General features: G+C 69.9%; 15 protein-coding genes. 13 read left to right on the top strand and 2 right to left on the bottom strand.

Translation table 11 applies throughout. The features are described 5' to 3' along the window. Positions 1-219 (bottom strand): alpha-L-fucosidase (locus tag POF73_RS44935; protein WP_272125303.1); only part of this gene is annotated, 219 nt, incomplete at its 3' end. Positions 220-653: 434 nt separating this feature from the next. Between POF73_RS44935 and POF73_RS44930 the strand changes: the two genes are divergently transcribed. From POF73_RS44930 to POF73_RS44875, 12 genes are all read left to right on the top strand, one after another. After that, positions 654-1,718, top strand: coding sequence for a sugar ABC transporter substrate-binding protein (locus POF73_RS44930; protein WP_272125302.1), 1,065 nt, complete (start codon positions 654-656; stop codon positions 1,716-1,718). Positions 1,719-1,763: 45 nt separating this feature from the next. After that, a complete protein-coding gene (locus POF73_RS44925; RefSeq protein ID WP_272125301.1) occupies positions 1,764-3,326 on the top strand; it encodes a sugar ABC transporter ATP-binding protein in 1,563 nt (520 codons plus the stop codon). Positions 3,327-3,330: 4 nt separating this feature from the next. Next, the gene (locus POF73_RS44920) at positions 3,331-4,374 is read left to right on the top strand and encodes an ABC transporter permease (protein WP_272125306.1); all 1,044 of its coding nucleotides are present in this window, start codon (positions 3,331-3,333) and stop codon (positions 4,372-4,374) included. A 92-nt stretch (positions 4,375-4,466) separates the two neighbouring features. Beyond that, positions 4,467-5,792 (top strand): L-fuconate dehydratase, encoded by a 1,326-nt coding sequence (locus POF73_RS44915; protein WP_272125300.1) that lies wholly within the window; start codon positions 4,467-4,469, stop codon positions 5,790-5,792. Beyond that, entirely contained in the window at positions 5,785-6,693 is a 909-nt protein-coding gene (locus POF73_RS44910; RefSeq protein WP_272125298.1) for an amidohydrolase family protein, read from the top strand. The genes POF73_RS44915 and POF73_RS44910 overlap by 8 nt, the downstream gene beginning before the upstream one ends. Beyond that, positions 6,684-7,121, top strand: a complete 438-nt coding sequence (locus tag POF73_RS44905; RefSeq protein ID WP_272125297.1) for an RbsD/FucU domain-containing protein — start codon at positions 6,684-6,686, stop codon at positions 7,119-7,121. Before POF73_RS44910 ends, POF73_RS44905 begins: the two co-directional genes overlap by 10 nt. Beyond that, a complete protein-coding gene (locus tag POF73_RS44900) occupies positions 7,118-8,179 on the top strand; it encodes a zinc-dependent alcohol dehydrogenase (RefSeq protein WP_272125296.1) in 1,062 nt (353 codons plus the stop codon). Before POF73_RS44905 ends, POF73_RS44900 begins: the two co-directional genes overlap by 4 nt. Next, positions 8,176-8,937, top strand: a complete 762-nt coding sequence (locus POF73_RS44895; protein ID WP_272125295.1) for an SDR family NAD(P)-dependent oxidoreductase — start codon at positions 8,176-8,178, stop codon at positions 8,935-8,937. The genes POF73_RS44900 and POF73_RS44895 overlap by 4 nt, the downstream gene beginning before the upstream one ends. Further along, positions 8,934-9,566, top strand: coding sequence for a bifunctional 4-hydroxy-2-oxoglutarate aldolase/2-dehydro-3-deoxy-phosphogluconate aldolase (locus POF73_RS44890; RefSeq protein WP_272125294.1), 633 nt, complete (start codon positions 8,934-8,936; stop codon positions 9,564-9,566). The genes POF73_RS44895 and POF73_RS44890 overlap by 4 nt, the downstream gene beginning before the upstream one ends. Beyond that, a complete protein-coding gene (locus POF73_RS44885) occupies positions 9,563-10,600 on the top strand; it encodes a sugar kinase (RefSeq protein ID WP_272125293.1) in 1,038 nt (345 codons plus the stop codon). Before POF73_RS44890 ends, POF73_RS44885 begins: the two co-directional genes overlap by 4 nt. Positions 10,601-10,636: 36 nt before the next feature. Further along, entirely contained in the window at positions 10,637-11,650 is a 1,014-nt protein-coding gene (locus POF73_RS44880) for an aldo/keto reductase (protein ID WP_272125292.1), read from the top strand. Beyond that, positions 11,641-12,363 (top strand): FadR/GntR family transcriptional regulator, encoded by a 723-nt coding sequence (locus POF73_RS44875; RefSeq protein WP_272125291.1) that lies wholly within the window; start codon positions 11,641-11,643, stop codon positions 12,361-12,363. The genes POF73_RS44880 and POF73_RS44875 overlap by 10 nt, the downstream gene beginning before the upstream one ends. 18 nt (positions 12,364-12,381) lie before the next feature. On the opposite strand, the gene POF73_RS44870 is transcribed toward POF73_RS44875, so the two are convergent. Continuing rightward, the gene (locus POF73_RS44870; protein ID WP_272125304.1) at positions 12,382-13,806 is read right to left on the bottom strand and encodes a family 43 glycosylhydrolase; all 1,425 of its coding nucleotides are present in this window, start codon (positions 13,804-13,806) and stop codon (positions 12,382-12,384) included. Positions 13,807-14,302: 496 nt separating this feature from the next. Between POF73_RS44870 and POF73_RS44865 the strand changes: the two genes are divergently transcribed. Then, the coding region (locus POF73_RS44865) for a glycoside hydrolase family 43 protein (RefSeq protein WP_272125290.1) at positions 14,303-15,307 on the top strand (1,005 nt) is incomplete at its 3' end.

Below are 15,307 nucleotides of genomic sequence, written 5' to 3'. Positions count from 1 at the left end.
GGGGACGCTGAAGACGCCCCAGTGGAAGTAGATCCCGAACTTCGCGTCCTGGAACCACTCCGGGGCCGGCGGGTGCTGGTCGACCGAGTTCCAGTCGGGTGTGTACGGGCTGGGCGCCGCCTGGGCGACGTTCGCGCCGAAGAGACCTCCGGCAACGGCGGCCGCGGCAACGAAGGTTGCGCCGGACAGGAAGTGGCGTCTGTTGATCGAACTCGACATGGAGACATCCCTGAGGCAGGAGGTGACAGGGGAATGCAGGGCGCCGCTTGTTACGCATGAAGGTCCGCCATGTCTCCGTGGGATGTCAACTGGCGTGCAGGGATGAAAAGCACTCTGCGGCTTGGTAGTTGACTACATTTGTTCATGCTCTGGTGCGATTTGAGACCATCGAAACATGGCATGTCTGTAGAGGTCTCGTGGCCGATTGAAACCATCCAGCGGTGATGATTGATGGGATGGATCTTGCGCTCTCGCGGTGTTCTGCCCCCATCCTGGATTGGCTGTGAGCTGGTTTTTCAGCATGGATGAAGCAGGAGGCTGGACAGCGCGCCGGTGACGCGCCTATAAACATCCCATCTCTGCAGTCGCGGCGATACGCAGATGTCGTCGAGGCGAAACATCTCCCGCTACGGGACCGGCGCGAGGAAGCACCGATGAGACTCAGAACCGCCCTCTGTTCGGCCGTCTCCACCCTGTCCGCACTCGCGCTGCTCAGCGCCTGCGGCAGCGGCTCTGCCACCTCGGCGTCGTCGAGCGGCAAGCCCCTGGTCGGCGTCGACTACCCGCGCTCCGACACCGACTTCTGGAACTCCTACATCAAGTACACGCCCCAGTACGCCAAGGAGCTGGGGCTGGAGCTGAAGACCACCAACTCGCAGAACGACGTCGCCAAGCTCACCGCCAACGCTCAGACGTTCATCAGTCAGGGCGTCAAGGGCCTGGCCATGGCCCCGCAGGACACCGCCGCCATCGCCCCGACCCTCGCGCAGTTGGAGGCGAAGAAAATCCCCGTCGTCACCGTCGACACCCGCCCCGACACGGGCAAGGTGTTCATGGTCGTCCGCGCCGACAACCGCGCCTACGGCGAGAAGGCCTGCCAGTACCTGGGCACCAAGCTCGGCGGCAAGGGCAAGGTCGTCATGCTCCAGGGCGGCCTGGACTCCATCAACGGCCGTGACCGCACCGAGGCGTTCAACGACTGCATGAAGAAGCACTACCCGGGCATCAAGGTGTTCGGCGAGGCCACCAACTGGGACGGCGCCGTCGCCGCGCAGAAGCTCCAGACGCGGCTGACCCAGCACCCGGACATCAAGGGCGTCTACATGCAGTCCAGCTTCGCCCTGTCCGGCACGCTCCAGGTCCTCAAGCAGAAGGGCCTGCTGGCGGGGTCGAAGGACGCCAAGCACGTCTTCGTCGTGTCCAACGACGGTATCCCCGAGGAGCTCAAGGACATCGCCGCCGGGAAGATCGACGCCACCGTCTCCCAGCCCGCCGACCTCTACGCCAAGTACGCCCTGTACTACCTCAAGGCCGCGATCGACGGAAAGACGTTCAAGCCAGGCAAGACCGACCACGACAGCACCATCATCCAGGTCCGCGACGGCCTGCTTGAGGACCAGCTCTCCGCCCCGCTCGTCACCGCCGACGGCGGCACCTACGGCGGCGTACCCAGCGTCAAGAGCGACGACAAGTCCCTGTGGGGCAACAACCTCGGCTGAACCCTCTCCCGATGTCCAACGGCTCACGAGAACAAGGCGGTTGAGATGAGCGACGGGGAGCGAGCAGTCACCCCCGCGCCCGCCCCGGCGGACGACGGACGGGCCCCGGCGGACCCGCCCGTCGTCGAGGCGACGGGCATAGTCAAACGATTCGGTCCGACGGTGGCCCTGAACGGTGCACGGATCGCCATCCGGCCCGGCGAGACCCACGCGCTCGTCGGCCGCAACGGCGCCGGTAAGTCGACCCTGGTGTCGGTCCTCACCGGCCTCCACGCCCCCGACGAGGGAACGGTGACCTTCGGCGGCGAGCGGGCCCCGCGGCTCAGCGACCGTGACGCCTGGCGCCGGCGCGTGGCCTGCGTCTACCAGAAGTCGACGATCATTCCCACGCTGACCGTCGCCGAGAACCTCTTCCTGAACCGGCACGACCACGGACGGGGCCGGCTCATCAGCTGGCAGGCCACCCGTCGCCGCGCACAGGAGCTGCTGTCGACCTGGTCGGTGGACGTCGACCCGCAGACCCCGGCCGGTGAACTGAGCGTCGAACAGCGGCAGTTCGTCGAGATCGCCCGCGCGCTGTCCTTCGGGGCGCGGTTCATCATCCTCGACGAGCCGACCGCCCAACTCGACGGGGCGGCCATCAACCGCCTCTTCGACCGCATCCGAGACCTGCAACGCCAAGGCGTGACCTTCCTGTTCATCAGCCACCACCTCCAGGAGATCTACGAGATCTGCGACATGGTGACGGTGTTCCGCGACGCCCGGCACATCGTGACCGCGCCGGTCGCGGAACTGGGCCGCGCCGACCTGGTCGCCGCCATGACCGGTGAGGCGGCGGCCGACCGGCGCGAGGACCGGGCGAGCACCGTCGACCACAGCGCCACGGCCGCACTCAGCATCCGCGCGCTGCGGGGCGACGAGTACGACGACGTGACCTTCCAGGTCGGAGCCGGCGAGATCGTCGGCCTCGCGGGAGCCGCCGGCAGCGGGCGTACCGAGGTCGCCGAAACCGTCGTAGGACTGCGGGCGGCAGCGGCGGGTGACGTGGAGATCGCCGGGACACGGCCCCGGCCGGGCAGCGTGCCCGCGGCGCTCGCCGCCGGCGCCGGGTTCGTCCCCCAGGACCGGCACCACCAGGGCTTCGTTCCCGACATGTCGATCGCGGACAACACCACCCTGTCCGTACCGAAGCGGCTCGGCTCCAACGGATTCCTCAGCCGCGGTCGCCGTGACCGGCTCGCCGGGGGCCTGATCGAGAACCTCGCGATCAAGACGCCCGGCCCCGAACTGCCCGTCTCCGCCCTCTCCGGCGGCAACCAGCAGAAGGTCGTTATGGCCCGCGCGCTCGCCGACGACCCGAAGCTGCTGGTCCTGATCAACCCGACCGCGGGCGTGGACGTGCGCTCCAAGGAGTTCCTCCTCGGCAAGGTCGAGGAGACCGCGCGGAACGGCACCGGAGTGCTCATCGCCTCAGACGAACTCGACGACCTGCGCATGTGCGACCGGGTCCTGGTGATGTTCCAGGGCCGTGTGACCTCGGAGATCGCCCGCGGCTGGCACGACCACGACCTCGTGGCCGCGATGGAAGGAGTGGACCTGCATGCCTGAAGTGATGCCTGAAACCGTCCTCGCGGACACCGCCGCGGCCAAGGGCACGGAGCCGCAGCCCAAGCGGACCGCGCTGCTCGGCGGCCGCATCCCCCTGGCCCGGCTGCGCGACCTCGCGCTCGTCCCGGCCATCGTCGTCATCGCGATCGTCGGACAGATCGTCAACCCGGTGTTCCTGCAGGCGGACAACCTCATCAACGTCCTGCAGACCATGTCCGAGATGGCCCTGCTGGTCCTCGCCCAGGCGCTGGTCCTGATCGTAAAGAAGATGGACCTGTCCCTGGAGTCCACCATGGGCCTCGCGCCCGGCGTGGCGGCCTGGCTGGTGGTGCCGACCGGCGCGGGCCACGGACTCGGACTGCTGCCGGGCGCCTGGGCGATTCCCGTCACGCTCGCCGTGGGCGCGCTGGTCGGCGTGATCAACGCCCTGCTGATCATCCGCTTCGGCCTCAACGGCTTCATCGTCACTCTCGGCATGCTGATCGTGCTGCGCGGTGTCCTCACCGGCATCTCCGGCGGCCAGACGTTCTTCCAGCTGCCGGAGTCGATGCTCTACCTGGGCACCACCGAATGGTTCGGGATGCCGGCCTCGATCTGGATCTGCCTGGTGCTGTTCGCCGTCGCCATCGTCGTGCTCGGCTGGACCAGCTTCGGCCGCTCGCTGTACGCCATCGGCGGCAACGTCGACGCCGCCAAGGCCGCCGGCATCCGCACCGACCGGGTGCTGTGGATCGTCATCGTCACCGGCAGCGTGCTCGCCGCCCTCGCCGGACTGATGCTCTCCGGCCGCCTCGCCTCCGTCGCCTCCGCGCAGGGCAACGGCTACATCTTCACCGTCTTCGCCGCAGCCGTCATCGGCGGGATCAGCCTGAACGGCGGCAAGGGCACCATGTTCGGCGCGTTCTGCGGCATCCTGCTGCTCTTCATGATCCAGAACGTGCTCACGCTCGCGGGCGTGCCCGCCCAGTGGATCGGCGCCCTCAACGGCCTGATCATCCTGGTCGCCCTCGCCATCTCCCGCATCACGGGCGGCAAGGTCCAGGAGTGAACCGGGCGGCCCCACCGGCCGCCCGACCCCCGCCGCGTTCACGTCTCGTCGCCAGGGGCCGTACCGCCCCCGCCCTCACAGGAGTTGCCGCCATGTCCTCCACCGTGCCCTCATCCGCCCGCATCACCGCCCTGGACGTCCTGGACGTGCGGTTTCCCACCTCCGAACACCTCGACGGCTCGGACGCCATGAACCCCGAGCCCGACTACTCCGCCGCCTACGTGGTCCTGCGCACCGACGCAGGCGACGGACTGGAGGGCCACGCGCTCGCCTTCACCACCGGACGCGGCAACGACGTACAGGCCGCCGCCATCGCGGCCCTCGCCCCGCACGTGGTGGGCCTCGCGGTCGACGAAGTCTGCGCCGACCTCGGCGCGTTCTCCCGCTCCCTCGTCCACGACCCGCAACTGCGCTGGCTCGGACCGGAGAAGGGCGCCATCCACATGGCCACGGGTGCGGTCGTCAACGCCGCATGGGACCTGGCGGCCAAGCGTGCGGGCAAGCCCGTGTGGCGCTTCCTCGGCGAGATGTCGCCGGAGGACCTGGTCGCCCAGGTCGACTTCCGCTGGCTGTCCGACGCCCTCACCCCCGAGGAGGCCCTTCAGATCCTGCGCCGCGCCGAGCCCGGCCGTGAGGAGCGCATCTCCCGCCTGCTGGAGAGTGGTTACCCCGCCTACACCACCACCCCCGGCTGGCTCGGTTACTCCGACGAGAAGCTCGCCCGCCTGTCCCGAGAGGCGGTCGGGGACGGCTTCACCCAGATCAAGCTGAAGGTCGGCGCCGACCTGGAGGACGACGTACGGCGCATGCGCACCGCCCGCGAGACCGTCGGCGACGGCATCCGCATCGCCGTGGACGCCAACCAGAGATGGGACGTCCAGGCCGCGATCGACTGGATGAGCGCACTGGCCCCTTACCAGCCGTACTGGATCGAGGAGCCCACCTCACCCGACGACATCCTCGGCCACGCCGCCGTGCGCAAGGCCGTCAGCCCCATCAAGGTGGCCACCGGCGAGCACGTCGCCAACCGGGTCGTCTTCAAGCAGCTGCTGCAGGCGGGCGCGGTGGACATCGTGCAGATCGACTCCGCGCGGGTCGGCGGCGTCAACGAGAACATCGCGATCCTGCTGCTCGCCGCGAAGTTCGGCGTGCCGGTCTGCCCGCACGCGGGCGGCGTCGGTCTGTGCGAGATGGTGCAGCACCTGTCGATGTTCGACTACGTCGCCGTCTCCACGACGACCGAGGACCGCGTCATCGAGTACGTCGACCACCTGCACGAGCACTTCGTCGACCCGGTGCGCATCACCGACGGCCACTACCAGGCGCCGGCGCTGCCCGGACTGAGCGCGCAGATGCACACCGAGTCCCTCAAGGAGTACGCCTACCCCGACGGCCCCGTCTGGACCGCTCGTGTCTGAGGCCCAGGCCCTCGTCGACGCCCACCATCACGTGTGGAACCTGGACGTCCGGCCACAGCCCTGGCTGGACGAACCGGGCCACGAGCCGATCCGCCGCAGCTTCGGCACGCACGCCCTGCGATCGGCGGCGACCCGACAGATCGCGGGACGGCGGCTGACCAGCACGGTGGTTGTCCAGTGCATCGCCTCCGTGCCCGAGACCCGGGACCTCCTGGCCCTGGCCGGCAGCGACCCGCTGATCGGCGCCGTCGTCGGCTGGGCGGATCTGACGTCCTCCGCGATCGGCGACGTACTCGACGACCTGCGGACCGGGCCCGCGGGCCGGTACCTGCGGGCCGTACGGCACGTCGTGCAGGGCGAGCCCGATCCGCAGTGGCTCCAACAGCCGGACGTCGAGCGGGGATTGCGAGCGGTGGGGGAGCGCGGGCTCGGATACGACGTGCTGGTCCGCAGCCACCAGCTCCCGCAGGCGATCCGCCTCGCCGAACGGCTGCCGGAGCTGCCCCTCGTCCTGGACCATGCCGGCAAGCCCCCCATCGTGCGGCGGGAACTGACCGACTGGGAACGGCAGTTGCGGATGCTGGCCCGGCATCCCCAGGTCCACTGCAAGGTGTCGGGTCTGGTCACCGAGGCCGACCACGAGAAGTGGACGGTCGACGACATCCGCCCGGTGTGGGACGTCCTGCTCTCCGCCTTCGGTCCCGACCGCCTGATGTTCGGCTCCGACTGGCCCGTCTGCGTCCTCGCCGGCGGCTGGAACCGCTGGGCCGCCACCGTCGAGGAACTCCTGGACGGCTGCTCCGCGACCGAGATCCACGCGCTGCTCGCCGGCACCGCGACCGCCTTCTACCACCTGACCCCTGCTCCCACTCCGACGAAGGAAGGTACGCCGTGCTTCTGACCGAACTGCTCCATCCCGGCATCCTCGAATCCCTGGCAGGAGCCGGCCACGGCGCCCGCGTACTGCTCGCCGACGGCCACTACCCGGCGAGCACCGCCACCGGCGAGCGCGCCCGCACCGTCCACCTCAACCTGGCGCCCGGCCTGCTGGACGTCACCACCGTGCTCGACGTCCTGCTGCGTGCCCTGCCCGTCGAGGCGGCCCACGTCATGGTGCCGCCCGAGGGCGAGCCGGAGCCGCCCGCCATCGCCGAGTACCGCGCGATGCTGGCGCCCGCCCCGGTCGACACGCTCGGCCGCTTCGAGTTCTACGACGCCGCCCGCTCGCCCGACCTGGCGCTGGCGATCGTCACCGCCGACACCCGTACGTACGCCAACCTGCTGCTGACCATCGGCGTCCGCGCTGAAGGGACCCTGACGACACGATGACACTCGCCGTCCGTTACACCTCCGCCCGCACCCTGGACACGGCCCCCGCACTCAGCGCGCCACCGGGTCCCGGCGAGGTGGAGCTGGCCCCCGCCTATGTCGGCATCTGCGGCACCGACCTGCACATCTTCCACGGCGACATGGACGCCAGGGTGGCCGCGCCCGCCGTCCTGGGGCATGAGATGTCCGGCCGTGTCGTGCGCGTCGGTCCCGGAGTGGAGGGCTGGCAGCCCGGCGACGCGGTGACCGTGATGCCGCTGCGCTGGGACGACACCTGCCCGGCCTGCCGCTCCGGGCATCAACACGTATGCCAGCACCTGGACTTCATCGGCATCGACTCCCCGGGCGCGATGCAGCAGCGCTGGGTCGTGCCCGCCTCGACGCTCATCCGGCTGCCCGACTCCCTTCCCCTGGACCGTGCCGCGCTCGTCGAGCCGACCGCGGTCGCCGTGCACGACGTCGGCCGGGCCGGGGTCGCCGAGGGCGAGAAGGTGGTCGTGGTCGGCGGCGGCCCCGTCGGCATCCTCATCGCGCTGGTGGCGCGAGCCGCGGGCGCCGACGTCCGGGTGGCCGAGCTGAACCCCCATCGTCGGCTGCTCGCCGAGGAGTTGGGGCTGGCGACGTGGAACCCGGCCGACGAGGACGTGCCTGCGCTGGTGGGGCGGTGGACCGGGGACGCGGGCGCGGACATCGCCTTCGAGGTGTCCGGCGCGGCGGGCGGCGTGGACACGGCGGTCGACGTGCTGGGAGTGCGCGGCCGTCTGTGCCTCGTCGCCATCCACCCCCGCCCCCGCGAGGTCAACCTGCACCGCTTCTTCTGGCGCGAACTCACCCTCGTCGGCGCCCGGTTGTACGACCGATCCGACTTCGAGAAGGCGGTGACCCTGGTCGCGGACGGCACCATCCCGGCCGAGCGGCTGATCAGCAAGGTCGTACCGCTCACGCAGGCACCCGCCGCCTTCGAGGCGCTGGAGGGCGGCGGCGACGTGATGAAGATCCTCGTCGACTGCACCGACGACAGCGATGGCACCGACGACGCCGAGGGAGCCGCCGTATGAACGCCTTCGACCTCACTGGAAAGCTCGCCGTCGTCACCGGAGCCCGGCGCGGCATCGGACGGGCCATGGCCCGCGCGCTCGCCGAGGCCGGCGCGGATGTCATCGGCGTCAGCGCGTCGCTGGAGGAGTCCGGCAGCGCGGTGGAGAAGGACGTCCTCGCCGCGGGCCGCACCTTCGAGGCGATCCGGACCGACTTCGCCGATCCCGAGGCCGTCCGGGCCCTCGGCGCGGACCTCGCAGGACGCGAGCGGCCGGTGGACATCTTGGTCAACAACGCGGGCACGATCCGCCGCACTCCGGCCGCCGAACACTCCGATGCGGACTGGGAGTTGGTCCTCCAGGTCAACCTCAACGCACAGTTCGCGCTGACCCGTGCGGTGGGCGCGTCGATGGTGGCGCGCGGTCAGGGGAAGGTCATCTTCACGGCGTCGCTGCTCAGCTTCCAGGGCGGCATCACCGTCCCCGGCTACACCGCCGCCAAGCACGGCATCGCCGGGCTCACGAAGGCGTTGGCCAACGAATGGGCGCCGCACGGCGTCAACGTCAACGCCCTCGCACCCGGCTACATCGCCACCGACAACACCCAGGCACTGCGGGACGACCCGGTGCGCAGCAAGGCGATCCTGGACCGTATTCCGGCCGCCCGCTGGGGGGATGCCGAGGACCTGGCGGGCGCCACGGTGTTCCTCGCCTCCGACGCCGCCGCCTACGTCCACGGTGTCGTCCTGCCCGTCGACGGCGGATGGCTCGGCCGATGACAAGGACCGACCTGGCCTCCGTGCTGGACGGCGCCCGCGTGCTGCCGGTGCTGACCGTGCGGCACGTCTCGACCGCCGGCCCACTGGCCGACGCGCTCGCGGCGGGCGGCGCCCGGTGCGCCGAGGTCACCTTCCGCACACCGGACGCCGAGCCGGTGCTCAAGGAGATGGCCGCCCATGGTGGCCTGTCCGTCGGCGCCGGCACGGTCGTCACGCCCCGGCAGGCGGAGCGGGCCGTGGCGGCCGGGGCCCGCTTCGTGGTCTCGCCCGGCTTCGACGAGGAGGTCGTCGCGAAGTGCCGGGAGCTGGGTGTGCCCGTGGTGCCCGGCATCGCCACCGCCACCGAGCTGATGCGCGCCCTGAAGGCCGGCCTCGACACCGTCAAACTCTTCCCCGCCGAACCGCTCGGCGGCCTGCGGACGCTGCGCGCGCTCGCGGCACCCTTCCCCCGGACGCGCTTCGTACCGACCGGCGGGATCGACGCCTCACGCCTGGCCGCCTACCTCGCCGACCCGGCGGTCCTCGCCGTCGGCGGCAGCTGGATGGCGACCGCCGACCACCTCCGGCGGGGTGCCTACGAGGAGATCCGTCGGCTGACCGCGGAGGCGGTGGAGAGGAGCGTGACGTGATCGACGTGGTGGCCCTCGGTGAGGTGATGCTGCGTTTCGACCCGGGGGAGGGGCGGATCCGCACCGCCCGCTCCTTCCAGGTGTGGGAAGGCGGCGGCGAGTACAACGTCGTCCGCGGACTGCGCCGCTGTTTCGGGCTGCGCACTGCCGTCGTGACCGCGCTCGTCGACAACGCGGTGGGCCGGCTGGTCGAGGACCTGATCCTCCAGGGAGGCGTCGACACCTCCCTGATCCGCTGGGTGCCCGACGACGGCATCGGCCGCACCGCCCGCAACGGCCTCAACTTCGTCGAGCGCGGCTACGGCATCCGCGGCGCACTCGGCGTCAGCGACCGCGCCAACACCGCCGTGTCCCAGCTACGCAAAGGCGACGTCGACTGGGACGCCGTGTTCTCGGCCGGGGTGCGCTGGTTCCACACCGGCGGCATCTTCGCCGGCCTGTCCGACACCACGGCGGACGTCGCGGACGAGGCCATGGCCGCCGCCCGCCACCACGGCATCACCGTCTCCTACGACCCCAACTACCGCCCCAGCCTCTGGGCCGGTAGGGGCGGCGCCGAGGCGGCCCGCGAAGTCGACATACGTCTCGCCCGGCACGCCGACGTCGTGGTGGGCGCCCTCGGCCTGGCCGGGACGTACCCGGGACAGACACGCATCGGGGACGACGAGGTGGCGGACGTGCTCGCCGAGGTGGCCGGCCTGCTGCCCGAGGCGAAAGTCCTGGCGACGACCCTGCGCGACGTACCGTCGGCCGGCGTCAACGACTGGTCCTCGGCCGCCTGGTCCGCCGAAACCGGCTTCGTCACCGGCCCGCGGATGCCCGGCCTTCAGGTCCTGGACCGCATCGGCTCCGGCGACGGATTCGCCGCGGGACTGATCCACGGACTGCTGGGCGGCGCCGGCCTTGAGCGCGCCCTGGCCTACGGCACCGCCCACGGCGCGCTCACCATGACCACACCCGGAGACGTCTCCATGGCCTCGCTCGCCGAGGTAGAGGCCCTCATCGCGGGCGGGTCGGCCCACGTCAGACGCTGACCGGCGCCCCCATCGCCCGTACCCCAGGAGCACCTCTTGCACCAGCGGAAGATCCAGAACACGTCCGTCTCCCTCACCGAACTCGGCTTTGGGGCGTCCGTGATAGGCAACCTCTACCGCGTCACCCCGGTCGACGACGCGACGGCCGCCGTGGACGCGGCCTGGGAGGCCGGCCTGCGGTACTTCGACACCGCACCGCACTACGGCCTCGGCCTCTCCGAGCGCCGCCTGGGCGCCGCCCTGCGAGGCCGCCCGCGTGACGAGTACGTCATCTCCTCCAAGGTGGGCAGGCTGCTCGTCCCCAACAGGGAGCCGCGCGGCGTCGACCCCGAGGGCTTCGTCGTCCGGGACGACCTGCGCCGGCAGTGGGACTTCAGCCGGGACGGCGTGCTCCGCTCCATCGAGGACACCCTGGAGCGCACCGGCCTGGACCGCCTCGACATCGTCTACCTGCACGATCCGGACGACCACTGGCGGCAGGCCGCCGAGGTGGCCATGCCCACCCTCGCCGAGCTGCGCGACCAGGGTGTGATCGGCGCGATCGGCGCCGGCATGAACCAGTCGGCGATGCTCGCACGTTTCCTGCGCGAGACCGCGGCCGACGTGGTGATGCTGGCCGGACGCTACACACTCCTGGACCAGTCGGCGCTGGACGACGTCCTGCCCACCGCGCGGGAACTGGGCAAGAGCGTGGTGGCGGTGGGTGTCTTCAACTCGGGACTGCTGTCCCAGGACCGGCCCGCCGAGGGCATGAAGTACGACTACCAGGACGCCCCGCCGGCCCTGGTCGACCGCGCTCGGGCGATCGCCGAGGTCTGCACGGCGCACGGGACCACCCTGCCCGCCGCCGCGATCGCCTTCCCCCGCACGCATCCCAGTATCATCAACGTCACCCTCGGCATGCGGACTGCGGAACAGGTCGTACGAAACGTGGAACTCCATGATCAGCACGTCCCCGACGGCCTCTGGGACGATCTTCGCACTCAGGGGTTGATCAGGTCGGACGTGCTGGCGGGGCACGGTGGGGGGAGGGATGCGCGGTGTCTCTGACGGACAAGGCCATCGAGCGGATCCGTGAGCTGATCCGGACCGGCGCGCTGCCGCCGGGCTCGAAGCTGCCGCCGGAGCCGGACCTGGCCGCCCAGCTGGGGCTGTCCCGCAACCTCGCCCGGGAGGCCGTCAAGGCACTGGCCGTCGCACGGGTCCTGGAGGTCCGGCGCGGCGACGGCACGTATGTGACCAGCCTCCAGCCGAGCCTTCTCCTGGAGGGGCTCGGCGGCGCGGTGGAGCTGCTGCAGGGCGACTCGGTCGCCCTGCAGGACCTCATGGAGGTACGGCGGCTCCTCGAACCGATGGCCACGGCCCTCGCCGCCACCCGGATCTCCGACGCCCAACTGGCCGAAGTGAAGCGGCACTTGGACGCCATGCGCGAGGCCCGCGACGACGTCGAACAGCTCAACGCCCACGACGTGGCCTTCCACCGGGCCGTCGTCTCGGCCACGGGCAACGAGACCCTCCTCACCCTCCTGGAAGGGATCTCCGGCCGCACACTGCGCGCCCGTGTCTGGCGTGGTCTGGTCGACGACAAGGCCGCGGGCCGCACCCTCGCCGAGCACGAGGCGATCTTCAACGCGCTGTCCACCCGCGACGCCGCCCTCAGCCAGGCCGCCGCACTGCTGCACGTGAGCAACACCGAGCAGTGGCTGAGGGAACACCTGCGCTCGGCCGAGCCCCTCTCCGTCCGGACGACAGAGCGGAAGTGACGGGCGGGCGCTGCCGGCTCACTGGGTGTAGAAGGTGGCATCTGCCCGGTCGGTCGTCGTACTGAGAGCCTGGACGTACAGCAGGTAGTCGTAGTGGCGGATGTAGCGGCCCGGGAGGTTGTACGACTCGTACGAGACTCCGGCGGAGTCCGCGAGGCCGACCCGGGCGGTGAAGGAGGCGTCGGACGCGAACTGCGCCGTCCCGTCGTTCTTCTCCACCCACACCTCGTTGTTCTTGTGGCGCAGGTGGTAGCCGGGGAAGTTGGCCGACTCCAGGGAGACGGTGCCCGTGCCGGCGAGACCGGTGACGACCCGGAACTGCGAGTCGGCCAGCGGGGAGACGTTCGGCTCGATCTTGGCGCGGTACTCCCAGTGCCGGATGAACCGGTCGGGGAAGTTGTACGAGGAGAGCCGTATCGGGGTCAGACCGTCGGCGACCGGGATGCCGAAGTCGGGGGTGCCGTCGGCCTTCCAGTAGATCTTCTGGACGCGGGTGCGGCGGTTGGGGTCGTTGAGCGGGGAGCCGCTGATGTCCTTGTAGCTGCGGTCGTGGTAGACGAGGATGTCCGACTTGCCGTCCTCGGAGACCGTGAACTGGTTGTGCCCGGGGCCGTACTGGCTGGTGGCGGCGAAGCTGGCGAAGACCGGGCCGGTGCTCTTGGTCCACGACGAGGCGCTAAGCAGGTTGGCCGAGGCGGACGCGGTCAGCATGCCCATGCAGTAGTTGGCGTCGGTGGCGCTGGCCGAGAAGGTCATGAAGACCTTGCCGTTCCGCTGGATCACGGCCGGGCCCTCGTTGACCGTCTCCCCTCCGGCGGTCTCCCACGCGGCGGTCGGCCGGCTGATCATGACCGGGGTGCCGGTGATGGTCCATGGGCTGGACATCTGTGCGATGTAGATGTTGGTGCCGCGGCCGACGGCAGGGTCGTTCTGCGCCCAGGCGAGATAGCGGGTGCCGTTGACGGCGAAGGTCGTCGCGTCCAGGGAGAAGGTGTCCAGCGGCAGGGCGATACGGCCCTTCTCCGTCCAGGTGCCCGTGATCGGGTTCGCGGCCGTGCACTCCAGGACGTAGGGCCGGATCCTCCAGATGTCGTTGGCGGCGCCGGCGGCGAAGTAGATGTACCACTTGCCGTCGATGAAGTGGATCTCCGGAGCCCAGATGTGGGCGCCCATCTCACCCGTGGAGTGCTTCGTCCAGATGGTCGTCTCGGCGGCCGACGTGAGCCCCTGGATCGTGGTGGCCCGGCGCAGCACGATCCGGTCGTACGCCGGAACCGTGGCGGTGAAGTAGTAGAAGCCGTCCGTGTGCTTGAAGATGTGCGGGTCGGCCCGCTGCTCGGCGATGGTGTTCGTATACGTCACACCGGGGGAGGCGGGCACGGCGGCGTGGGCGGTACCGGCCGAGACACCGGTGACGGTGGCTGCGGCCGAGCCGGCGATCATGCCGAGGACCGTTCGACGGGTGAGCGCAGGTCTCACGGAGTACTCCTCTGGTGCTGGTGCTGGTGCTGGTGCTGGTGCTGGTGCTGGTGGTGCGGCGATACCGCCTGTTCACACCTTGCCGGTATATCGAACATCGTTCGTAAGCTCGACCAGAAGGTAGGGTCTGCATCTGCCCCCGTCAACACTTGTCACACAAGTATCCCGAGCATGTCGGATGTGTTGACGCACCCTGTTTCCCCCCTTACTCTCTGCTCGATCTTGCGAACGCAGTTCGATATATCGCACAACTCGGCTGGCTGGACAGCGCGTTGACCTCCGAGGCGTCCCCCCGGGTTCGCTGCAGCCGAACCCCGAAGGCGCCCACCCGCGCTCGGATCGGCCAACACGCCACACACGGCGGAGACCGCACCCAGACCCGGCGGACGCCAACGCCCGGTTCCGGTCGGCCTCCTTCATTCGCCCGGTTGTGGCATCTGCAGAACGACAGGAGATGTACATGCGCACGCTTGTCTCCCGGCTGGCGGCGATACTGGTCGCCGCCTGCCTGCTCCTCACAGGCCAAGTCCTGACCACACCGGACCGGGCGGCCGCCGCCGACCCCGGCTACCTGATGGTGCACTTCACCGGTGAGGGGGCGACCAACCAGCAGATGTACCTCTCGCACAGCACCGACGGTCTGCACTGGAACGACCTCAACGGCGGCGGCATGGTCCTGCGCTCCACGGTCGGTACGAAGGGGGTGCGCGACCCCGCCTTCGTGAGATCGCCCGACGGCAGCAAGTACTGGATCATCGCGACCGATCTGTGCATCAGCTGCGGCCAGACATGGGACTCGTCCATCAACAACGGCAGCCGCAACCTGGTGGTGTGGGAGTCCACGGACCTGGTCACCTGGTCGCAGCCGTGGCTTCTCAACGTCGCCGGCGCGATCCCCGACGGACGCAACGCCTGGGCGCCCGAGGCGATCTGGGACCCCGAGACCAACGACTACGTCCTGTACTGGGCGACGAACGTGCCTCTCGACGGCAAGACGAAGCACCGCATCTTCTACGCCCGCACCAAGGACTTCCGCACCATCACCACCCCGCAGATCTACATCGAACGCCCCGGCACCCAGGAAATCATCGACACCCAGATCATCGAGGTGCCCTCCGGAGTGGGTAACTACCGCTACGTGCGAGCCTCCGGCGACGGGCAGATCACCCTTGAGGGCAGCAACTCCATCCTGGGGACCTGGACCAACCTGGGCAACCTCTCCGGCATCGGCCTGACCGGCTCCCAGGTCGAGGGCCCGATGTGGATGAAGTTCAACGGCACCAACAAGTGGGCCCTCTACCTCGACCAGTACGCCACCAGCGGCGGCTACATGCCGGTCCTGACGACCGACCCGTCCAATCCCGCCGCGTACCAGAAACTGGCGTCGACCAGCTACAACATGGGGGGTACCAAGAAGCGCCACGGCTGGATCACGAACCTCACGGCCGCCGAGGAGAGCCGCGTC

Origin of the sequence: Streptomyces sp. HD, assembly GCF_028369295.1 — a bacterium.
Lineage (GTDB): Bacteria > Actinomycetota > Actinomycetes > Streptomycetales > Streptomycetaceae > Streptomyces.
This window is presented reverse-complemented; position numbering and strand designations above follow the sequence as displayed.